The organism is Labrenzia sp. 011, assembly GCF_003075075.1.
Taxonomy (GTDB): Bacteria; Pseudomonadota; Alphaproteobacteria; order Rhizobiales; family Stappiaceae; genus Roseibium.
Window position 1 is genome coordinate 1 of sequence record NZ_QCYM01000026.1, and the last position, 20,650, is coordinate 20,650.

The window sequence follows — 20,650 nt, forward strand, 5'->3', positions numbered from 1 at the left end:
GCGACTTCAGGTTCGGCCCGAACCATCACCCGATCCAGGACATTCATGTGCGTGAGGTGATCAAGGAAGGGGATGTCTACACCAACAAGATCATCGGCACCGCACTGACCAGCCATGCGGATGCCTATTGGTCCGAATGCGACATGTAAAACACGCAGACTGCGGCCCGGAAGCGGGTCGCAGTCTGCAGCGGTGAGAAAGCGATGCCCTGTCCGGTCATTCGCGCCCGGATGCATAAGAGGCGTCTGGTGACGTTGGTCATCAGACGGTCGGGGGCCGCCTCTCCTCCGCAAGGGGAGCGAGGGGAGCGGCGCGAGGGAACTGGACGGCAGGAGACTTTGCAGGACAGAGCACCTTGAGCTGCCTGTGATGTCTGTGCGAATTTAAACGGGGCGGTCGTGAAAGCGAAAAGCCGATCGATTTCAAGTTACTCCAGGGGCGGGGGTTCATGTCACTGATATTGCTCATAGAGCAGGTTCTCAACGGTCTGCAGTTCGGCATCATGCTGTTCCTGATGGCCGCCGGTCTGACGCTGATCTTCGGTGTCATGGGGCTGATCAATCTCGCCCATGGCTCGCTCTACATGATCGGCGCCTTCTGTGCGGCGGCGGTTGCCGGCGCCACGGGCTCGTTTCTGCTCGGCCTGATCGCCGCGCTGGCGGGTGCCGCCATTGCCGGCGCGCTCGTGGAGATCGTCGTCATACGGCGGCTTTACCGGAAGGACCACCTGGACCAGGTGCTGGCGACCTTCGCTCTGATCCTGATCTTCTCGGAAGGCACCCGCTGGATCTTCGGGTCGTTTCCGCTGTTCCTGAATGTGCCGGACTATCTGTCCGGCCCCGTCACCCTGCCGGGAGGAATCCAGTATCCGCTTTACCGGCTGGCGCTCATCGTCGTCGGGCTCGTGGTCGGCCTCGGGCTGTATCTGCTGATTTCGAAAACCCGGCTGGGCGTGCAGATCCGCGCCGGAGAAAACGACCGGGAGATGATCGCGGCGCTGGGGATCGACATTGCGCGTCTCTACACCATCGTCTTTGCGCTCGGCGCCGCGCTGGCGGGCTTTGCCGGGGCGCTGGTGGGGGCGATTCAGTCGGTGCAGGTGGGCATGGGCGAACCGGTGCTGATCCTGGCCTTCGTCGTCATCGTGATCGGCGGGATCGGTTCCATCAAGGGAGCGCTGATCGGCGCGCTGCTTGTCGGGCTGACCGATACGCTCGGCGGCATCTACCTGCCGGAGGCGATGAAACTGTTCCTCGATCCGGCGACGGCGACGGCGATCGGCTCGTCGCTCGCCTCCATGGCGATCTATGTCCTGATGGCCGCGGTGCTGATCCTGCGGCCCGCCGGGCTGTTCGGAGCGCGGGCATGATCAGGGAAACCCATGTCAACGCGCTGACCCTCGCCCTGCTCGTGGCGATCCCGCTGTGGGCGGTCATCGCGGACGAGCCCTTCACCATCACCCTGATGACGCGGGCGGCGGTCTTTGCCATCGCGGCCGTCGGGCTGAACATCGCGCTCGGTCTTGGCGGTCTGGTCAGTCTCGGGCACGCGGTGTTCTTCGGTCTGGGCGGATATGCGATGGGCATTCTGGCCCATCACGCCCAGACCTACACGGCCCTGAGCGAATGGCCTGTCCTGATCGAGGGGACGAAGTCCATGCCGGTCATCTGGCTGACCGCCATTGCGGTCTCGTCGCTGGCGGCGCTGGTGATCGGCATCCTGTCGCTGCGCACGGCCGGGGTCTATTTCATCATGATCACGCTGGCTTTCGGGCAGATGTTCTTCTTCTTCGCCATCTCCTGGTCGGAATATGGCGGCGAGGATGGACTGTCGATCTATGTGCGCAACGGGTTTCCGGGACTGAACACCCTGGATCCGATCCAGTTCTACGGACTGTGTCTGGCGCTTCTGTGTCTGGTGCTGGTCTTCGCCTGGCGGCTGGCGAAATCTCCCTTCGGGCTGGCCCTGAACGCGGCGCGGCAGGCTCCGGTACGGGTGGAGACCGTCGGCCTCGACCCGACCCGCCTGCGTCTGGTCGCCTTTGTGCTGTCCGGCGCCATTGCGGGTCTGGCCGGCGCCCTGTTCGCCGATCTCAACCGGTTTGTCAGTCCGGTGATGTTCAGCTGGCAGACAAGCGGCGAGATCATGGTTTTCGTGATCCTGGGCGGTGTCGGGCGGCTGTTCGGGCCGGTGGTGGGGGCGCTGGTCTTCGTCGCCCTGGAACACTGGCTCGGCGGTCTCAGCGACTTCTGGCACATCTATCTCGGGCTGTTGCTGCTGCTGATCGTTCTGTTCGGACGGGGCGGGCTGATCGGAATGGTCTGCGGACGGGAGGCGGTCCATGACTGAGAAATCCGAGACGGCGGCCCGCACGGCTGAAACGCCCGTTCTGGAAACCCGGGGCCTGTGCAAGAGTTTCGAGGCCCTGCGCGCCAGCCGGGACATCTCCCTGGACCTGAGGCCGGGAGAGATCCATGCGATCATCGGTCCGAACGGGGCGGGCAAGTCGACGCTGATCGGACAGATCTGCGGCACGCTGAAACCGGATGCCGGGTCGGTTCATCTCCTGGGGCAGGACGTCACCCACCAGGCCGCGCGCCTGCGCGCCCGGGCGGGACTGGGCCGCACGTTCCAGATCTCGTCACTGGCGATGGAGGACACCGTGTTGCAGAACGCGGTGCTCGGCGCTCTGGGGGCCAGTGGCAGGTCCTGGCGTTTCTGGGGAGATGCGCTGCGCGACCGGCGGCTTGTGGAAACGGCCGAGGAGGCGCTGGTGCGGGTCGGCCTGCAGGACAGCGCCCGCCACCGGACGGCGGAACTCAGCCACGGCCAGCGCCGCCAGCTCGAAGTCGCCGTGGCGCTGACCTTGCGCCCCAAGGCACTGGTGATGGACGAGCCGATGGCCGGCATGGGTGCGGAAGGATCCAGGCTGCTGACCGGTTTTCTGGATCAATTGCGCCAGGAGGCGCCGATCCTGCTCGTGGAGCATGACATGGACGCGGTCTTCTCGCTGGCCGACAGGATCAGCGTGCTGGTCTATGGCGAGGTCATCGCCACCGGATCCGTCGACGAGATCCGTGCCAATGCGGCGGTGCGCGAAGCCTATCTGGGGGACGAGGCATGAGCCTGCTGACACTTGAAAATGTCACTGCGTCCTATGGCGCCAGCCAGGCTCTCTTCGGGGTGGATCTGGAGATTGGCGAGGGCGAGGTGCTGGCCCTGCTTGGCCGCAACGGCATGGGCAAGAGCACGACGGTGAAATGCATCTGCCGGATGCTGCCTGCCGCGGGCCGTCTGACATTCGACGGCCGGGACCTGTCGCTTCTGGCCAGCCACCGGGCGGCGCGGCTGGGGCTGGGACTGGTGCCCGAGGGGCGCCGCTGTTTCGGCGACCTGACGGTTCAGGAAAATCTCACAGCCGCCGCCCGGTGGGGCGCCTGGACCTTCGAGCGCGTCATCGGGCTGTTTCCGCGTCTGGGTGAACGGCGCGGCCAGCGCGCGGCGTCCCTGTCGGGCGGCGAACAGCAGATGCTGGCCATCGGCCGGGCGCTGATGACCAACCCGAAGCTGCTGATCCTCGACGAAGCCACGGAGGGGCTTGCTCCGATCATCCGCCAGGAGATCTGGTCGGTCATTCGTCACCTCAAGAAGGAAACCGGGCTTTCCATCCTGGTGATCGACAAGTCGATCCGGGAGTTGCGGGAAATCGCGGACCGGGCGGTGATTCTGGCCCGGGGCACATCCGTCTGGACGGGCGCCGTCGCCGACCTCACCGACGACATTACCCATCGCCATATCGGCGTCTGACGCAGCCGGCCGGGTCAAGGCCGGATAATCAAGGGAGAAAACAGAAACATGACAAACACCCTTCCGACTTTCGCGCAGGCTGCGTCCTTTGCCGGCGTTGCCGGGCGACGCGAAACGCATGTCCGCCGTGGCCGGCCGGCTGGTCCGTATCCCGCGCAGGGAGACGACTGATGCCGTCCGAAATCGTTCATCCGCAGGGCTGGATACCTGCCAGGGGCTATGCGAACGGGGTCTTGACCGAAGGGCGGACGCTGCATATCGGCGGCCAGATCGGCTGGACCGGAAACCAGGTCTTCGAGACCCGGGACTTCGTCGGCCAGATGGAACAGACGCTCGCCAATATCGCCGCCATTGTCGAAGAGGCGGGGGGCGCCGTGACCGACATCGTGCGCCTGACCTGGTTCATCATCGACAAGCGCGAATATCTGGCGCGTCAGAAGGAGGTCGGCGAAGCCTACCGCCGAGTCTTCGGCCGGCATTTCCCGGCCATGTCGGTTGTCGTGGTCGCCGGACTGATCGAGGACGAGGCCCTGATCGAAATCGAGGCCACCGCCCAGATTGGCTGATGGGCCGGATTTCAAGTCAGGTGCTTGGCGACGGTCTTTATACCTATTCCAATTCGTTCCTGTTTTTGAAATAGGTGTTCAAAAATTTATCAAGATAAAATAATTAATGACAAAGAAAATGTGGCGGAGAAATTCTCCGCCACTCAATACTTCCTAAAAAACATCTATTTGAAAAACATGATACGCTTCCTTATATCTCAAGCGTAGGTCAATATTACTTAAAAAAATCCAGGTTGTCAAGTGTTGTTGTTTTTATAGTTTCGTAAGTCTCTGATTTCGCAGCGTTGTTTCGCGCGAGAGTGGACAGCGCTGAAACAGCGCCGTTCTCTTCACACGCGATTCACACCCTAGTCGTGGTCCTGTTTTTCAAGATCCGAGAGACTGACCCGATCAGCCATTTTCACCAGCCACGACAGTGTTTTCTTCTGCGCCTCATTTAACTGACCAGTTTCACAAATTTGAATCACGGTTTGCCGATGGTAATTCCATGCAAGGAAGAAATCGACGATATCCGCGACATCATCAATGTTGGTGCTCTCGGCTGACAATTCACCTGCTCACTCTTACAGTTCATGATGGGGAGAGTTTAGGGGCATGTTGCCCATTGTGAGCGTGAAAAAAGTGTGAACCTATTGGTTCCGCCGCGGAACTGCTGTTTTATGAAGCTCCGCATTTTTGTCGAGGCAATGCGCATGTGTGCCAAGATATTGGAAATAAACCTGTTCGGGTCCTGTTTCGTTCGCTCCATGGAACCGGGTGCGTTTGAAATAACCGGAAAGAAGCATCGCGCGATCTTCGCCTTGCTGGCGACGGCGCCGCACGGGTGCAGAAGCCGGACTTTCCTGCAGGAAACGCTTTGGGGGATTGCGTGTTACGACACGGGCCGCCAGAGCCTGCGTCGGGCTCTCTCCGATATCAAGGCGGCCATGGGCCCTTACTACGGCCAACTCATCACCACCAACAATTCCGAGGTTACGCTCGATCTGGGGAAAGTCGCTTTTGCAGGCAGACCCGGGCAGGGAACATTCCTGGAGGGGCTGGACGTTCCGTCGCCGGATTTCGTCGACTGGTGCAACGGCATCAGGGCCAAGCCGGACCAGATCTATTCCCTGTTCCGTCCGGCATCGTCTTCCCTACCGCATCCGCCTGTGCCCACCGTCACGGTGCTTCCGCTGCTCAGCATAGAGAACAATCCGGAACTGACCGTTCTCGGAGACTGGTTCGCCGAAGAGATCTGCCGGTCCCTTTCCCGCACCAATCTTCTGTCGGTGATTTCCCACCTTTCAAGCCGGTCCTTCGCGGGAAAGCGCATCGATATTGAAGTCATTCGCGATAAGCTCGGTGTCGACTATTGCGTGAGCGGAAACATTCACAGGCTGGACGACCAGGTGATCACGGACGTCGATTTCCTGGATGCCAGATCGGGCCGTATCCTGTGGACCCGCCGCTTCAGCGGAAAGTTCCGGGATTTCATCAGTGACGCGGGGCAGGGGCTCGCGAACATTGTTCAGGCCGTCGGCAGCGCCATTGCGTCCGATACCCTGAACTACGTTCGCGGACGTCCCATCAACGAGATTTCCGACCACAGACTGCTTTTGGCCGGTGTCAGTCTGATGCACAGGACAACCCTGCGGGATTTCGCGAAGTCCCGCGAGCTGCTTGACGAGGCAGTCAGACGATCTCCCAGATCGGCGGAAGTGCTTGCCTGGCGTGGCAAATGGCACGTCCTGAGTGTCGTCAACGGCTGGAGTTCCGATCCGGCCCAGGACACCAAAAACGCAGTCGGCAGCACGGCGAAAGCACTCGACATCGATCCTGAGAATGCCTTCTGCCTGACAATTGACGGATTTGCACACAACAACCTGCTCAGAAGACTGGATGTTGCATCCGACCGTTACGGAATGGCGCTTGAGGAGAATCCGAATGAAGCGCTGTCCTGGCTGTTGCGCGGCACCTTGTTCGCGTTTCAGGATTCGGGACAGCAGGCAGTTCATGCCGCGGAAAAAGCACGTCAACTATCTCCCATCGACCCGTTCAAATATTTTTTCGATTCCCTTTGCGCCACAGCCTATCTGTCAGCAGGAGACTACGGGCAGGCCCTGAAGTTCGCGGATATGTCGCTTGAGCGAAATCAGCGTCATTTGTCCACGCTGCGGGCCAAGATTACCGCGCTTCATTTTCTGGACAGGACGGAAGAAGCAAAAGAGGTTGCTGCTGAGCTTCGTCGTCGGCAGCCGGGTTTCTCAGTGAAGGATTATATGCGCGCGCATCCGGCTGCGGATTATAATCTCGGGCAAAATGTTGCGCGCGCTTTGAGTGCTGTTGGATTTTAACATTAGTTTGTTTTTAGTGGAGGGCGGTATGGCCTATTTCGGTGGAGTTGGTGGTGTCGGCGGGGTTGGCGGCGTCGGAGGAGTTGGCGGTGTCGGAGGTGTCGGCGGCGTTGGTGGAGTAGGCGGCGTCGGAAATTTGAATCTGACTGGTATCGGGAGCTTTCTTGGTGCAGGAGCAGGTCCGGCTCTCGATCCGCTCACGGTTCAGGGGCTGCAGACAAGTGCACAGGCGATTGCTCATGCCGCCGGAAATGCGGCGGCGCATACGCCGAGCGAGCTCCAGTTCTCGTCTGCCGATAATCTCAACCATTGGGCGGACTGGGTCAGAGCATCGCTTTATCTCAGCGATTTTCTGAGTGAGCTGCATTGGGATATCAAGGCGGATCCGGGAGGGGCAGTTGTCTTGTCTCACCGTGCGCGTGGCGGACATGCTCAGCCCTTCTTCGAACTGGTCAGGCCGGAGATTTCCGTGTTTGAAGAACAGGCGAAGATCGTCCGCTCCTACATGGACCAGCGCCCCGAACGAACTCCCGAAATCCTCAGTCAGCTTGGTTTTCCGACGCCCTATTTCGCCATGATCCTGGGGCTTTATCCGGCACGGAACCACAACACGATGGAGCTGATCTCGATCACGCAGGTTCTGGCCTCCCATGTTGCAATGATCGTGAAGCATCATCTGGCGATCCGCCGGCCGGACCGGATAGACGCGATGGTTCTGCCAATGCTCACCACCCCGGGGCACGGCAGTTTCCCCAGCGCCCACGCAACGGAAGCCTTTTCTGTTGCCCGTGTGCTGGAAGGTCTGATCGATGCGACAGCAGCGCACTATCCGGATGCGGACAAGCGCAAGAAACTTGTTCGCAAGCAGGCGGAACGCGTTGCTGTCAGCAGGACGGTCGCCGGTGTTCACTATCCGGTCGACAGCTGGGCGGGGGCGTTGCTCGGGAAAATGGTTGGTGAGATCGTCCTGAACAAATGCGGCGTTTCGCAGCTCATGACCGGTCTGAAGTATGAAGCCAGGGCAGACTCCGATTTCATGCTCTCCCAGTACAGGGACCCTGCCTGGAAAGACCATGGGGTGAGTGAACTGCAGAACTGCAAGGTCGACAAGAGTTCCCTGTTTGAATGGCTCTGGGAAAGAGCCGTTGGCGAGTTCGACCTTTAAGCGGGAGCCGGGACATGAGCGATAGAGGCATTGCAGGCAGTGACGGAAACGCCGTTGCTGCACTTGCGGGCTATCTGGGCCCTTATGAGGCCTGGAATTTCGGGATCGGCAGGCCTTATGCCTTTCCCGTCTTCCGCAAGAACGACAGCCAGTTCCTGACGGCACTTGCCGAGCATCCGTCACCGAGGAGGCCCGAGCTTCCCGCAGAGGCCGCGCCGGGGACCGGCCGACGCGTATGGTTGCCGACGGTCTGGGGCAGAAGCGAAAACATTCCCTTGCGGTTCTGGCCTCTCGTTGTTGAAAACAAGGGGGAGGGCGAGATTGGCCTGAAGAATTTGAAGGGGGATCTTCAGCAGGCGGTGCAGTCCCCGGGGATTGCAGAGCCCCGCTACAGGATGGCGTTCCCGGTCGCTCCCGTCAGCATGCATGAGGACGCGGGCGGCGATCTTGCGGATCCGGACTGGTCACCGGATCCCGAGGTCCGGAAAAACAGTCAGGGCAAGATCATCAATGTGCTGGCGGTCATCGACGACGGGATTCCCTTTGCCCATCGCAATTTCAGGGCGGCCGACGGTCTGAGGACCCGGCTGGAGTTCTGCTGGGTTCAGTCTGCCGGCAAGGACCCTGATGCGGGGACACCGGCCGTTCTCTTCGGCAGGGAATACACTCGTGATGTGATCGAAGGTTTCATTCGTGACCATGACGACGAGGATGCACTTTACGCGGCTGCGGGCGCGTCTTCCGAACAGTTCGGATCTCCGGCGGCAATCAACCGGCTTGCCACGCACGGGGCGCACGTCATGGACGTGGCGGCTGGCCACGACCCGAGCAGGTTCGCGGATCCTCCAGAGGAAACCCGCCTCATCGCGGTGCAGCTTCCCAATACCCTTGCGTGGGATACGTCGAGCTTCGGCAAGGACATGTACATGTTGTCGGCGGTTCACTACATCCTGGAGCGCGCCGAAAGGATTGCCGCCGGATATGGTGTTGAGGATATTCGCGTTGCCATCAATTTCAGCTACGGGTTTTCCGCGGGCCGGCATGACGGGGCGAGCGAGCTGGAAGCGGCAATCAACGAAGTCGTGGCAAAGCGCCGTGCGCTCGGCAGACCAACGGCAGTCGTCATCCCTTCGGGCAACACCCATCTGCAGCGTCTGCATGGTGAAATCACCGCGGAAGATCTCAAGTCGGGTGCATTTGAATTCACCTGGGCTGTCCAGCCGACGGACCGGACGTCCAACTATCTGGAGATCTGGTTCCCGGCCGGTTTCAACCCGGAAGCATTCACGGTCGAGCTTGAGGGGCCATTCCGCAAAGCGCGTGCCGTGCTGAAACTCAGGCCGAACGCTGATTTCGAAGATGGGGATCCGCGGAATTTCGAGGTCATACGCCTGGGAAGCCGGCATCCGGCTCCGCATGTCGGTCAGATGAGTCTCGACAACCATCGTTCATCGGGGCGCTGGCGTGTCATGATCGCTCTGGCTCCGAGTGAACCGGACGATCCGGATCTTCCGGCAGCTCCGGCCGGTGACTGGCAGGTCACATTGAGGCGTGGAAGGGGCGCGCCTGTTGACCACCCGCCGATCAATCTCTGGGTCCAGCGTGATCTCGACCTGGAAGCTTTTCAGAAAGGCAGCCGGCAGAGCTATCTGAAGGACCCCGGCTACCGTTCCTATAATGATCGCGGCGAGCAATCCCAAACCGACGAGACCGGAAGCCATGTTCGGCGATTTGGCAGCCTCAATGGCATGGCGACCGGTGAGACGACGCTGATCGTGTCTGGATGTATGCCTTCCGCCGAAAATGCTTGGGATCCGACGCAGCCCATCCCGTCGCATTACAGCTCCGCTGGCAATCTCTCCGCGGACAATCAGGTGGGAACCGTCGACTGTACCGCGCAAGCGGACCGGTCGAGCGTTCTGCCGGGGAGGATCGGAGCGGGAACCCGCAGCGGCTCCTATGCCGTTGTGCAGGGGACGAGTGTCGCGGCGCCTCTGGTGGCGAGGCGGCTTTCAGAAGCTTTCGCGACCTGTTCAAAGGAAGAGGCCGATAAGGCGCAGAAGGAAAACTATCTTCCGTTACTGACGAAAATTCGCTTACCGCAAGATGACAAGGAATCTCGGGCCAGGCTCGGCGATTTTCTTATAATATAAAATAATTTATGAATTGGTTTTTGTCCGGTATTCGCCGGGTCATTTGTTTTTCGAACGTTTCGTTCACGTTTTTCTCACGAGCATTCATATCTGAAATGCTTATTATTACTGATGTCGGAAGGCGCAGGTATGTGGCTCCGGTATTAGAGAGTTGTCTCGAGATCAGATGATTTCGCTTTGAACGACCTCTCCTTAGCATGACGACAAATCGTTTCCAGGTGCCGCTTGGGTTCAGGCGGCTCAAGGGACCGTCATGCCTTAGGGAGCAGGCCACTTTGTTGGCAGGAATGGAAAGATGTCAGTTCAATCGCAGGGCTCCCGAAATGTTTCGGTTTCGCGCCGCATCCGCTCGTCCGCGGAAGAGCCGCCTGAAACCATGTTCAAGGGTGACGTGCCCCATCGGCTGCAGGACCGCGCAATACTGATCGCGGATCCCGCAGTCCCTGCGCGGGCTGGCTACTGCAATCTGCCCGGCTTAGGAGGTAGACATGTACGCTGAAGTTCTGGAAGCAACGGTACTGAACAACACGAGATTTGAAAAAGATCCGAACAAATGCCTCGTTTATCACATTCTGGATGACAACAGGACTCCGCTGACGCCGGAACAAGTGGCGGTGGAATGGTCCGCAATCGGCAAGGGCGACGACGCGCTTCCGTACGGGTCATGCCGGTCGCCGGTCAGTATTTGCGCCGGCGGTGACGCGTGGGTCAATGTCCTGATCGAAGTGTCCCGGTTCCTCGGATACAACAAGACCTTCTTCGATGTACTGGAGGGCTACTACGAAACCGCAAGCACGGCCTGGCCTAGCATCACGTTCGACGAGGTGGTCAAGCGGAAGCCCTTCAGGCTGCATGTCGATAGCGGACGTTTCGACTATTTCGTCTTTTCCGGCGGTGGCAACGAAATTCTCGGCTGTGGCGTCCTGCAGAAACTTCTGAAGGACCGGGGCGCCGGCAACGGTTCCCGCAAGCCTGAAGACTATCTGATGCCCGACCGACTCGATGCCATCCTGAGCAAGCTCAAGGACGGATATCTGGACATTGCGCAATATGTGCAAAACACATCGCCGGGAACGCAGATGCTCGTCCACGGCTATGACTATCCCGTGGCCCGTGCCGACGGCCCCTGGCTTGGCAGGCCCTTCGTGCGGCGGAGTTTCGACATGGGGGCGGACAGGGAGCTGATCGCGGACATCCTGGCCCATATCATCGACCGGTTCTATGAGGTGCTGGAAGAGATTTCCGAAAAGCATGCCAATGTGACGGTTGTCGACATCCGCAACACCGTTCGCGGCCGCTGGACCGACGAGATGCATCCCGAGCTGGAGGCTTCGAAAGACATTGCGGCCTTCTACCGGAATGTCATCGACGGTTACCCGGCGGTGTGAGCTCTCCGAATGCCGCCCGGTCTGACCGAGGCCAATTCCTCCCGACTGAAGGCATCCACCCTGAAATAAGCGGTGTTTTCAGAGACCTTTCACGCCGGGCGGCACCCCTCCCGCATCTCCAGTCCTGCCAGGGGAATGCTTCTCCGGGATCATCCGGTCCAGGGGGTTTCAACCTTCCCGGGCGATCTGCCAGCCGCCCCAGGACTGGCTGACGGGCATGATTTCCAGGGAGTTGATGTTGAGGTGCGGCGGCTGGGTGGCGATCCAGTAGACGGTGCTGGCGATGTCCTCCGGCTGGATGGCGTTGGCGCCGCCGTAGAGGGCGTCATAGCTTTCCCTGTCGCCGCCGGTGCGCACCAGCGTGAACTCGCTTTCGCACAGACCCGGTTCGATCGAGGTCACCCGGACGCCCTTGCCGTGAAGGTCCGAGCGCAGCCCGAGGGAGAACTGGCGCAGGAAGGCCTTCGTGCCCCCATAGACATTGCCGCCCGGATAGGGCCAGCTGGCGGCGATGGAGGAAATGTTGACGATCATGCCCTTGCGTTCGATGAGTTTCGGCAGGAGCAGGTCGGTAATGGTGACCAGACCGGTGATGTTGGTATCGATCATGGTCTTCCAGTCGGACAGTTTCGTGTCCGGCGCCGACGCGGTGCCGAGGGCAAGGCCGGCGTTGTTCACCAGGATGTCGATGTCCTGAAAGTCTTCGGGCAGGCAGGCAAGGGCGTCCCTGGTGGCGGCCTCGTCCATGATGTCGAAGGCCACCGGGCAGAAGGCGGCCCCCAGCTCTTCGTGCAACTGCGCCAGCCGGTCCGCCCGCCGGCCCGTGCCCACGACCTTCCAGCCGTTTTCCGTGAACAGCCGGGCCATGGCCCGGCCGAATCCCGATGTGGTTCCGGTGATGAGGAGTGTGCCGGTCATGGGGCTGCCCTTCCTGTGATCCTGTTCTGCATCCGATTTGACGGGACCATACGAACAGGACCCGTCAACACAATGGCAAAACCGGCGGCAAGCGCCTCTGGCCCGTACGAATGAAAGCGCTGGCTCTACGGTCGGGGAACGTCTGGTCCTAGGAGTGATCGGACCGTTTCGATCTCGAGGAGCCCGTGCCATGACCCAGATGCCGCTCAACATGGACCATCACTGGATGCCGTTCACCAACAACCGGCTGTTTCATGAACAACCGCAGATGTTCGCGCGGGCGGAGGGCGTGCGCTACTGGACGCCGGAGGGCCGGGAAGTGCTGGACGGGTCTTCGGGCCTGTTCACCTGTGCGGCCGGTCACGGACGCAGGGAAATCGCCGAGGCTGTCTACAAACAGCTGCAGGAGCTGGACTATACGCCCCACTTCCAGAGGGCGGCGCCGATCTCCTTCAAGCTCGCCGAAGCCCTGAGCGACATTCTGCCGGCAGGTCTGGACCGGGTCTTTTTCGCCTCCTCCGGCTCGGAGGCCGTCGACAGCGCCATCAAGATCTGCCTTGCCTATCACAAGGCCAAGGGGGAGCCCCAGCGCACCCGGTTCGTCTCGCGCTCCTGGGCGTATCACGGGGTCAATCTCGGCGGCACGTCCCTGGCGGGCATGGTCGGCAACCGGCGCGACTTTTCCGGGGTGACCTGCGACGTGGTTCACATGCGCCATACCTGGAACGAGGAACAGCGGTTCACCCGGGGCCAGCCGGAAGACGGAGCCCATCTGGCCGATGATCTGGAAGAGATCTGCAAGACCTACGGCAGCGAGACCATCGCGGCCGTCTTCGTCGAACCGATCGCCGGCTCCATCGGCACCATCGTTCCGCCCATCGGCTACCTTCAGCGCCTGCGGGAAATCGCAGACAAATACGGCATTCTCCTGGTGTTCGACGAGGTGATCACCGGATTCGGCCGCACGGGCTCCGCCTTTGCTGCGCAGGAGTTCGACGTGACACCGGATGTCATGACCATGGCAAAGGCTCTGACCAACGGTGCCATTCCCATGAGTGCCGTCGCCGTGAAATCCGAAATCCAGCAAGCGGTGATCGAGTCCATTTCGGCCGACAGGCCGGAACTGATGCACGGCTATACCTACTCGGCCCACCCTGTTGCCTGTGCCGCAGCGCTGGCGACCCTCGGGATCTACAAGTCCGAAGGCCTGTTCGAGCGCGCGGCCACCTTGTCGGCAACCTTCCTCGACAGCGTCTTCAGCCTGCGCAACCTTCCGCATGTGAGCGACCTGCGCGGCTACGGGATGATGGCCGGCATCCAGCTGACCCCGGGCGCGGCGCCCGGTGCGAAAGGGTCGGTCGTGCAGCGGCGGTTGTTCGATGAGGGCCTGCACGTCAAGGCCACGGGTGACGCGCTGATCTTCGCTCCGGCCCTGACGACGCCGGAAGAAGACCTGTCGAAGATGGTCGATATTCTCCAGAACGTCCTGGGACGGGCGGAGCTTTAGACGCAACCACCGCCGCTGCCTCCAATGCCGTCCCGGCCCGGAGCCGGGACCTTCTTGCCCACGACGTAGGCTTGACCGTCGGGCGAGGTCCCGGATCTCCGCTGTGCTGCGTCCGGGACGGCACTGGGGTGTTAACCCGCGCTTTTCGCGAGAAGTTCGCCGAGCAGGCGGATGCCGGGGTCCATCTTTTCCTCTGCGATGGCGCCGAAGCCGAGGCGGATGCGGTCGCGGGGCTTTTGCGGGGACAGATAGTGGATGTCGCCGGCTTCGATCAGGATGCCGTGCCGGGCGGCCAGGGCCTGCAGCTCCATGGCGCGGCTGCCTTCGGGAAGCCTGATCCAGACGCCGGAGCCGCCGGTGGTAACGGTTGCCTCGCAGTCGGGCAGGCGGGTTTCGATCAGCCTGAAGGTCGTCTTCCACTTCTGCGACAGGATTTTCCTCTGGCGGCGGATGTGGGAATCGTAATGGCCCTCGGAGAGAAAGATCGCCATCGCGCGCTGGTCGAGGGCGGAGGGGTGGCGGTACATGAGCCGCCGCAAGGCCCGCAGCTCCCGGACAATGCGCCGGTCCGCCGCGATGAAGCCGAGACGCAGGCCGGGAAACAGCGCCTTCGACAGGCTGGCGACATGGATGACCCGGCCGGTCCGGTCGAAACTGCGCAGGGAGGGTTTCTGCGCGCCGACGAAATTCAGCTCATGCTCATAGTCGTCTTCCAGGATGATGAAGTCCTGGGTTTCCGACTGGGCCAGCAGCCTCAGACGCCGTTCCATGGACATGGTGACATTGGTCGGTGACTGGTGGCCCGGCGTGACATAGACCAGCCGGGCGCCTTTCAGGTCGTTGCCGACGCGCATGCCGTTGGAATCCACCCGGTGGGGCCTGAGCTGCGCGCCGAGCGCCAGGAATATATTGCGGGCGTCCACGTAGCCGGGTTCCTCTATGTCGACCCGCATGCCGGGCCGGCAGAACAGCTGGGACGCCAGGAACAGGGCGTTCTGCGCACCCACGGTGATCAGGATCTCGTCAGGATCTGCCCGGAAGCCGCGCTGCGGCAGCATGCGGCGGATGATCTGGTCGACCAGCATCGGATCGTCCCGGTCCACGAGATCGCCGATCCAGGTCGGAGCGTGCTGGGCGGTTCCGGCCAGACGGACGCAATCGCGCCACCGGGCGACGGAGATCTTGTCGGGAGAGAGCTGGCCGAAGATGAAGGGGTATTCGAACGCCTGCCAGTCGGCGGGTTTGAGAATGTTCTCCTGATCGGAATAGCGGCGGGTCAGGAGAGCGTCCGGGTCGAAGGGGTGTTCGGACCGGGGAAGGATCTCCTTGGCGTGATCGTCGATTCGGATATTGAGCTGTTCGCGGATATGGCGCTCATTGATGAAATATCCGCGCCGGCTGACCGATTTCAGATAGCCGTCTTCCACCAGCCGTTCGTAGACGATGGCGACGGTGTTGCGGGACACGCCGATCTGTTTGGAAAAGACCCGTGTTGCCGGCAGGGGCTCGTGCAGGGGCCAGACTCCGTCGAGAATGACCTCGATCAGCCGCTCCTGGATCTGGTGCTGCAGACGCCTGTCCGGGTCGAAAGGTGTGTCGAAATAGGTCGCAAGCATCTGGTTTTCCGCAATGGCGAACAGGGGGCAGGCCGCTCCCGGCTGAATTCTCGATGACAGTCTTGGCATTAATGGCGCGCGGGGCAAGCCCTCCTGCATGGGCTGGCACCATAGTTTTCATCCTCTGGCTCTAAGGCTGGATGTTGCACCGCAATAGTCTTCGGGTCAACGCGGCGCAGGATCGTCCAGGGCATAGCGACCCGACCAGAAAAGCAAACGGCCTGTACCGCGCCAGAGTGATGAACAGTTCGGCAAGATCAGCAGACAGGGGATGTCTCTATGAATTTCAAAAAGGGTGCAAGCACCACGCGGCGCGATTTTCTGAAGAACGCGGCCGCGGCCGGTGCAGGGCTGTCCATGCCCGCGATTGTCAGTTCCAGCGTGTTGGCCTCCTCGGGCGAAATCAACATCATGATGTGGTCGGATTATCTGCCGGAGAGCTTCGTCAACGGCTTCACCGACAAGACCGGGATCAAGATCAATTTTACCGGCATCGGCTCCAACGAAGAGATCATCAACAAGCTGAAGGCGACCAACGGTGAAGGTTTCGACATCGTGTCGCCGACCGTGAACCGCAACCTGCTGTGGGCCGAACTGGGTCTGCTGCAGCCGTTCGACATGTCGAAGGTCGACATCGACAAGGTCAATCCTTCCATGGCGCTTGGCGAAACCCACTGGAACTTCGACGGCAAGGGCGTTTTCTGGCTGCCGCATATCTGGGGGACGGAAGGCATCGCGTGGCGCACGGACGCTTTCGTGCCGGGGGGCGAATTCCCGAGCTACTACGATGTCTGGGACGAAGCGAACGCGGGCAAGACCATGGGGCGCGGTCATTCCATGCTGCTCGGTCTCGGCCTCGGTCTGGAAGGACGCGGCGAAATGGATCCCGGTTCCATGTGGGCCGCCTATGAAAACCCGGAAAAGATGGACGAGGTCTGGACCAAGCTTGTTGAGGTCGCCATCGCCAAGAAGCCGAACATCAAGCTGATCTGGAATGATGCCGACACGCAGAAGAACGGCCTGCTGAACGAGGGCGTCATCGTCGGCCAGACCTGGGACGGTCCGCCGCTTGCGCTCAAGACGGCGGGTGAACCGGTCATGTACCGGGCGCCGAAGGAAGGGGCGATGGCCTGGGTCGACGGTCTGGCCATGCCGACCGGTGCCAAGAACATCGATCAGATCTACGCCTTCATCGAGGCGGCCTATGACGCCAAGCTTGCCGGAGAGGCCATTAAGACCCACGGCTACAATTCGCCGGTGGTCGGTGCGGCGGACTTCGGCGGCGAAATCTATGCGAAGAACTTCGCCGATGCCTATCCGGGGGATGCGCTGGGCAATCTCAACGCCTGGCCTGCAGAAGCACCCTGGTACTCGGAAAAGCGGACCGAATTCACCAACAAGTTCCTGTCCGCCTAAACCCTCGGATAAACGGGCGGGTGAATGCCGGACGCCGTCCTGTCCGGCATGCGCCTGCCTGTTTATCCGGGTCCGTTCAGCCGTCTTTCCGAGAGCGCCATGGCCACTAGAGATATTGTTCTGGATCACGTTTCCATCCGCTTCGGTGCCTATACGGCGGTCGACAACGCGCATCTGGTCATCAAGGGCGGGGAGTTCTTTTCCTTTCTCGGACCGTCCGGATGCGGCAAGACAACGTTGCTGCGCTGCATTTCGGGCTTCAGCGATCCGACCGAGGGCCGCGTCCTGATCGGCGGACAGGACATGAAGGGCATCGGCCCCAACAAACGCCCCACGGCGCTGATCTTCCAGAATCTGGCCCTGTTTCCGCTGATGAGCGTTGCCGACAACATCGCCTTTCCGCTCGAAGTGCGCGGCGTGGGCCGCAAGGACCGCCGCAAGCGGGCGGAAGAACTGCTGGAGATGATCGCGCTGCCGGGCGTCGGCGACAAGAAGGTCCACGAATTGTCCGGCGGGCAGCGCCAGCGTGTCGCGATTGCCCGCGCGCTGGCGGTGGAGCCAGATATCCTGCTGCTCGACGAACCCCTGTCCGCCCTCGATCTGAAGCTGCGACACCACATGCGTACGGAGCTGCGCACCATCCAGCAGCAGGTCGGGCTCACCTTCATCTATATCACCCACGACCAGGGCGAAGCGCTGACCATGTCCGACCGGGTCGCGGTGATGAATGCCGGCGTCATCGAACAGGTCGATCCGCCCGAGTCGATCTACAACCGCCCGAAGACCTCCTTCGTGGCGTCCTTCGTGGGCGAATCCAATGCGATCGAGGGCAAGGTGGCCTCCCAGTCGGAGGTGCTGGTGTCCGTGGATACGCCGCTCGGCCGCCTGCAGGGGCGGGCGGCAGGCGGACGCCAGTACAGGGCCGGTGACGACTGCATCCTGTTCATCCGCCCGGAGCAGCTGAGTGTCGGCGGCGGCCATTCGAATTCGCTGACCGCCAACCAGGTCAAGGAGGAATTCGAGGGCAACGCGCGGCAACTGTTCCTGGAAGCGAACGGTATTCCGCTGCGCCTGTCCCGGGTCAATCTCGGCGGTCCTGCGGACAGCATATCTGGCGGGGCCGTCCAGGTCGGTTTCGAACCGGAGCAGGCCATCGTGTTGCCGCACGGCGTTCTGGCGGGGGCATAGGGATGCAGGCTCTCAAGTCCGCCCTGAAGGAAATCGCCGGCAAGCACGGTCTCGGCGCTGCCACCTTCGTCGGCATCACCGTCATGATCTGGGTGATCATCCTGATCGCCCTGCCGCAGATCGCGATGCTCGACTATTCGTTCCGCTTCAATCTGCCCGCCTCCGATGTCGGCGGCCCCCAGGACGTCTATACGCTGGAAAACTATGCCTATTTCTTCCAGGGCAATGACGGCACCGTGAACACGCTCGATATCGGTATTCTGGTCAGGACCCTGGTCGCGGCGGTGTTCGTTACCTGCATCGATATCCTGCTGTGCTATCCGATCGCCTTCATCCTGGCGCATTCGGCCACCGGCGTTGCCGCGCGGATGATGGTTATCGGCCTGATCGTGCCGTTCTGGGTCAACGAAATCCTGCGCGCATTCGCCTTCCGGGTGCTCTTCGGGGCCACCGGCCTGATCAACGGCGTCGGCATGTCGATGGGACTGTGGGACCAGCCTGTCGACTTCATCCGGGCGGATGTGGCGCTCTATTCCGGGCTGACCTATGCCTATATCCTGCTGATGGTGTTTCCGATCTTCAACGCCGTGGAGGCGCTGGACCGCAACCAGATCGAAGCGGCGCGGGACATGGGGGCGAGCTGGTGGCGGGTTCACTGGCGGGTGGTGCTGCCGGTGGCCAAACCGGGCATCGCATCCGGCGCGACCATGGTCTTCATGCTGACAGCGGGTGCCCTGGCCGCCCCACAGATCCTCGGCGGACCGTCCAGTCTCTGGTTCACCCAGCTCATCTACCAGTGGTTCAACGAAAGCGCCAACTGGCAGCGCGGTTCGGCCTATGCGGTCATTCTGCTCATCGTCTGCATCTCCTTCGTGATGATGCTGATGCGGGTCTTCAAGGTGTCCATCGGGGAGATCGGCCGATGAACCGGGGCACGGGCGGCGGCGCCGTCGCGGCAGGATTTTCGCTGCTTTTCTTCTCTTTCCTGTTCGGCCCGCTGATCATCATGGTGATCACGGCCTTCAACTCCTCGTCCTTCCCGCGGATCACGCCCTGGGAATGTTTCACCACGGAATGGTTCGGCGTCCTGTTCGCCAACGACCGGCTGATGAGCGGGCTGCTGAACAGCCTGGTGATCGCCGTCAGCGTCGTGGCCATTGCGGTGCCGGTCGGTCTTGCCGGCGCGCTGGCCCTGTCGGAGCTCAGTTCCCGGCTGCGCGCGGTGCTCTATACGGTGCTGATCACGCCGATCCTGATCCCCGGGGTGGTTCTGGGGATTTCGACCATCGTCTTCTGGGGCGCATTGGGACGCAGCGTCGGGGCGGAATACGGTTCGTTCTTCTTCAGCGGCATGTTCCTGACCCTGGCCGGTCAGGTCACATTCGTATCCGCCTATGCCATGCTGGTGTTTCTGGCACGGCTGCAGAGATTCGATCCGATCCTCACCGAGGCGGCGCTGGATCTGGGAGCGACGCCCGGACAGGCCTTTCGCAAGATCCTTCTGCCGTTCCTCGCGCCAGCCATTGCCTCGGCGGCCTTCCTGACGTTCCTCGCCTCCTTCGAGAACTACAACACCACCGTGTTCACGATCCTGTCCGGCAACACCTTCACGACGGCGCTGGCCTCGAAGGTGCGGCACGGCACCGATCCCTCCCTGTCGGCGCTGGCGGTGATCATCATCGGCCTCACCCTGATCGGGGCCATCGTTCACGAAGCCTATACGCGCCGCAAGGAAGTGCTGCGCTCGGGCATCGCCAGACGGTCGCGGATCTACAGCAATCCGGTTCTGAAAACCCTGGTTCACCCGCTGACGGTTTTCCTGATCCTTGCCGGTGTCGCGGCGTTCGCGGCCTATGAGGGCACGCGTCATGACGCCTCGGTCTGCAAGCAGCAGATCCTGGACGACAAGCGCGCCCGCCAGCATGAGTTGTTGGAAGAGCAGCGCCGGAAAATGCAGGAGCAGCAGAAGACCGTCGCGCCGGTGGTCTCTCCGTCCGAAGGGCCGGCGAAGGCCAACCCGTCACCGTTCGGTGGCGCCTTCAGCCCCAACGGACTGACGCCGGGCCAGAATGCACCGGCCTCCTCCGGAACCCCGGCTGAAGCCCCGGCCACGGCCAATCCGTCACCCTTTGGCGGTGCGTTCAACCCAGGTGCTCTGAAGCCTTCGCCATAAGCCGGTTGAGGCTGGAAACGGGACGCAACACGCTCGTCCGGACGAAGACCGCCCGGTCCGCACCGGAGAAGGGCGGAAACCCGGTAGTCGTCGGGGGCTCTTGAAACGGCGCCGCGCATTTCCTTGTGACGACGCCTTATTCCCGCGTCAACTGGCATCAACTCGTGTCAGCCGCTTCATCCAGGACGATTGAACCCGGTGTCGAGCCGGTCTCGTCGCTGTGCGGAATTGTCTGCCCGCGCGCCGATAGCGGCAAGATGTGTTGCCGATCACATTCACAGGTTGCGCTGTGCTCTAAATCACTTCTGTCTTCAATACGCCGGCTTTTGTTGAGCCAAATGACCGGAGGGCGACCTTTCCGCCTCATTGGCCGGTTACGGTCGGAGCCGTCTTTTATGCGCAAACACTTTTCACGTGTAG

The 20,650-nt window shown here is 61.4% G+C and carries 17 protein-coding genes and 1 pseudogene; 15 read left to right on the forward strand and 3 right to left on the reverse strand.

Going from position 1 to position 20,650, the window contains the following annotated elements:
* From DCO57_RS23980 to DCO57_RS19935, 6 genes and pseudogenes are all read left to right on the forward strand, one after another.
* A pseudogene (locus tag DCO57_RS23980) lies at window positions 1-149 on the forward strand (ABC transporter substrate-binding protein); the annotation flags it as partial.
* 299 nt (window positions 150-448) lie between these two features.
* On the forward strand, window positions 449-1,369 hold the full coding sequence (locus tag DCO57_RS19915) for a branched-chain amino acid ABC transporter permease (protein ID WP_116700675.1): 921 nt from the start codon (window positions 449-451) through the stop codon (window positions 1,367-1,369).
* The gene (locus DCO57_RS19920) at window positions 1,366-2,349 is read left to right on the forward strand and encodes a branched-chain amino acid ABC transporter permease (RefSeq protein WP_116700676.1); all 984 of its coding nucleotides are present in this window, start codon (window positions 1,366-1,368) and stop codon (window positions 2,347-2,349) included. The genes DCO57_RS19915 and DCO57_RS19920 overlap by 4 nt, the downstream gene beginning before the upstream one ends.
* Entirely contained in the window at window positions 2,342-3,124 is a 783-nt protein-coding gene (locus DCO57_RS19925; protein ID WP_116700677.1) for an ABC transporter ATP-binding protein, read from the forward strand. Before DCO57_RS19920 ends, DCO57_RS19925 begins: the two co-directional genes overlap by 8 nt.
* Window positions 3,121-3,807, forward strand: coding sequence for an ABC transporter ATP-binding protein (locus DCO57_RS19930; protein ID WP_116700678.1), 687 nt, complete (start codon window positions 3,121-3,123; stop codon window positions 3,805-3,807). The genes DCO57_RS19925 and DCO57_RS19930 overlap by 4 nt, the downstream gene beginning before the upstream one ends.
* Window positions 3,808-3,977: 170 nt before the next feature.
* Window positions 3,978-4,373, forward strand: a complete 396-nt coding sequence (locus DCO57_RS19935; protein ID WP_116700679.1) for a RidA family protein — start codon at window positions 3,978-3,980, stop codon at window positions 4,371-4,373.
* 347 nt (window positions 4,374-4,720) lie between these two features.
* Here DCO57_RS19935 and DCO57_RS19940 read toward each other — a convergent pair whose 3' ends face one another.
* On the reverse strand, window positions 4,721-4,921 hold the full coding sequence (locus DCO57_RS19940) for a hypothetical protein (protein ID WP_116700680.1): 201 nt from the start codon (window positions 4,919-4,921) through the stop codon (window positions 4,721-4,723).
* Between the two features lie 111 nt (window positions 4,922-5,032).
* Here DCO57_RS19940 and DCO57_RS19945 point away from each other — a divergent pair, with 111 nt between their 5' ends.
* The 4 genes from DCO57_RS19945 (at window position 5,033) to DCO57_RS19960 (ending at window position 11,412) form a co-directional block, all read left to right on the forward strand.
* Window positions 5,033-6,706 carry a hypothetical protein gene (locus DCO57_RS19945; RefSeq protein ID WP_205756228.1) on the forward strand — a complete coding sequence of 558 codons (1,674 nt, stop codon included), beginning with the start codon at window positions 5,033-5,035 and terminating at the stop codon, window positions 6,704-6,706.
* A gap of 28 nt (window positions 6,707-6,734) precedes the next feature.
* The gene (locus DCO57_RS19950; protein WP_165814794.1) at window positions 6,735-7,871 is read left to right on the forward strand and encodes a phosphatase PAP2 family protein; all 1,137 of its coding nucleotides are present in this window, start codon (window positions 6,735-6,737) and stop codon (window positions 7,869-7,871) included.
* 14 nt (window positions 7,872-7,885) lie between these two features.
* Window positions 7,886-10,024 carry a S8 family serine peptidase gene (locus DCO57_RS19955; protein ID WP_116700682.1) on the forward strand — a complete coding sequence of 713 codons (2,139 nt, stop codon included), beginning with the start codon at window positions 7,886-7,888 and terminating at the stop codon, window positions 10,022-10,024.
* Window positions 10,025-10,512: 488 nt separating this feature from the next.
* On the forward strand, window positions 10,513-11,412 hold the full coding sequence (locus tag DCO57_RS19960) for a hypothetical protein (protein WP_116700683.1): 900 nt from the start codon (window positions 10,513-10,515) through the stop codon (window positions 11,410-11,412).
* A 168-nt stretch (window positions 11,413-11,580) separates the two neighbouring features.
* Here the strand turns inward: DCO57_RS19960 and DCO57_RS19965 are convergent, their stop codons facing one another.
* Complete coding sequence (locus DCO57_RS19965) at window positions 11,581-12,330, reverse strand: SDR family NAD(P)-dependent oxidoreductase (RefSeq protein ID WP_116700684.1); 750 nt, start codon at window positions 12,328-12,330, stop codon at window positions 11,581-11,583.
* Between the two features lie 190 nt (window positions 12,331-12,520).
* Between DCO57_RS19965 and DCO57_RS19970 the strand changes: the two genes are divergently transcribed.
* Entirely contained in the window at window positions 12,521-13,837 is a 1,317-nt protein-coding gene (locus tag DCO57_RS19970; protein ID WP_205756229.1) for an aminotransferase class III-fold pyridoxal phosphate-dependent enzyme, read from the forward strand.
* Between the two features lie 131 nt (window positions 13,838-13,968).
* On the opposite strand, the gene DCO57_RS19975 is transcribed toward DCO57_RS19970, so the two are convergent.
* Window positions 13,969-15,453 carry a PLP-dependent aminotransferase family protein gene (locus DCO57_RS19975; RefSeq protein WP_116700685.1) on the reverse strand — a complete coding sequence of 495 codons (1,485 nt, stop codon included), beginning with the start codon at window positions 15,451-15,453 and terminating at the stop codon, window positions 13,969-13,971.
* A 279-nt stretch (window positions 15,454-15,732) separates the two neighbouring features.
* Here DCO57_RS19975 and DCO57_RS19980 point away from each other — a divergent pair, with 279 nt between their 5' ends.
* The 4 genes from DCO57_RS19980 to DCO57_RS19995 all read left to right on the forward strand — a co-directional run bounded on the left by DCO57_RS19980 (window position 15,733) and on the right by DCO57_RS19995 (window position 20,230).
* Entirely contained in the window at window positions 15,733-16,869 is a 1,137-nt protein-coding gene (locus DCO57_RS19980) for an extracellular solute-binding protein (RefSeq protein ID WP_116700686.1), read from the forward strand.
* A gap of 99 nt (window positions 16,870-16,968) precedes the next feature.
* The gene (locus DCO57_RS19985) at window positions 16,969-18,057 is read left to right on the forward strand and encodes an ABC transporter ATP-binding protein (protein ID WP_116700722.1); all 1,089 of its coding nucleotides are present in this window, start codon (window positions 16,969-16,971) and stop codon (window positions 18,055-18,057) included.
* Between the two features lie 2 nt (window positions 18,058-18,059).
* Window positions 18,060-18,983 carry an ABC transporter permease gene (locus tag DCO57_RS19990; protein ID WP_116700687.1) on the forward strand — a complete coding sequence of 308 codons (924 nt, stop codon included), beginning with the start codon at window positions 18,060-18,062 and terminating at the stop codon, window positions 18,981-18,983.
* Window positions 18,980-20,230: an ABC transporter permease gene (locus tag DCO57_RS19995; RefSeq protein ID WP_116700688.1), complete on the forward strand. Its 1,251-nt coding sequence runs from the start codon at window positions 18,980-18,982 to the stop codon at window positions 20,228-20,230. The genes DCO57_RS19990 and DCO57_RS19995 overlap by 4 nt, the downstream gene beginning before the upstream one ends.
* Window positions 20,231-20,650: the final 420 nt, after the last annotated feature.

Coding starts and splice junctions, on each gene's coding strand:
- DCO57_RS19930 (WP_116700678.1), top strand. CDS start 3,121: ATGAGCCTGCTGACACTTGAAAATGTCACTGCGTCCTATGGCGCCAGC.
- DCO57_RS19965 (WP_116700684.1), bottom strand. CDS start 12,330: ATGACCGGCACACTCCTCATCACCGGAACCACATCGGGATTCGGCCGG.
- DCO57_RS19980 (WP_116700686.1), top strand. CDS start 15,733: ATGAATTTCAAAAAGGGTGCAAGCACCACGCGGCGCGATTTTCTGAAG.
- DCO57_RS19985 (WP_116700722.1), top strand. CDS start 16,969: ATGGCCACTAGAGATATTGTTCTGGATCACGTTTCCATCCGCTTCGGT.
- DCO57_RS19975 (WP_116700685.1), bottom strand. CDS start 15,453: ATGCTTGCGACCTATTTCGACACACCTTTCGACCCGGACAGGCGTCTG.
- DCO57_RS19950 (WP_165814794.1), top strand. CDS start 6,735: ATGGCCTATTTCGGTGGAGTTGGTGGTGTCGGCGGGGTTGGCGGCGTC.
- DCO57_RS19920 (WP_116700676.1), top strand. CDS start 1,366: ATGATCAGGGAAACCCATGTCAACGCGCTGACCCTCGCCCTGCTCGTG.
- DCO57_RS19955 (WP_116700682.1), top strand. CDS start 7,886: ATGAGCGATAGAGGCATTGCAGGCAGTGACGGAAACGCCGTTGCTGCA.
- DCO57_RS19960 (WP_116700683.1), top strand. CDS start 10,513: ATGTACGCTGAAGTTCTGGAAGCAACGGTACTGAACAACACGAGATTT.
- DCO57_RS19915 (WP_116700675.1), top strand. CDS start 449: ATGTCACTGATATTGCTCATAGAGCAGGTTCTCAACGGTCTGCAGTTC.
- DCO57_RS19945 (WP_205756228.1), top strand. CDS start 5,033: ATGAAGCTCCGCATTTTTGTCGAGGCAATGCGCATGTGTGCCAAGATA.
- DCO57_RS19970 (WP_205756229.1), top strand. CDS start 12,521: ATGACCCAGATGCCGCTCAACATGGACCATCACTGGATGCCGTTCACC.
- DCO57_RS19935 (WP_116700679.1), top strand. CDS start 3,978: ATGCCGTCCGAAATCGTTCATCCGCAGGGCTGGATACCTGCCAGGGGC.
- DCO57_RS19925 (WP_116700677.1), top strand. CDS start 2,342: ATGACTGAGAAATCCGAGACGGCGGCCCGCACGGCTGAAACGCCCGTT.
- DCO57_RS19995 (WP_116700688.1), top strand. CDS start 18,980: ATGAACCGGGGCACGGGCGGCGGCGCCGTCGCGGCAGGATTTTCGCTG.
- DCO57_RS19990 (WP_116700687.1), top strand. CDS start 18,060: ATGCAGGCTCTCAAGTCCGCCCTGAAGGAAATCGCCGGCAAGCACGGT.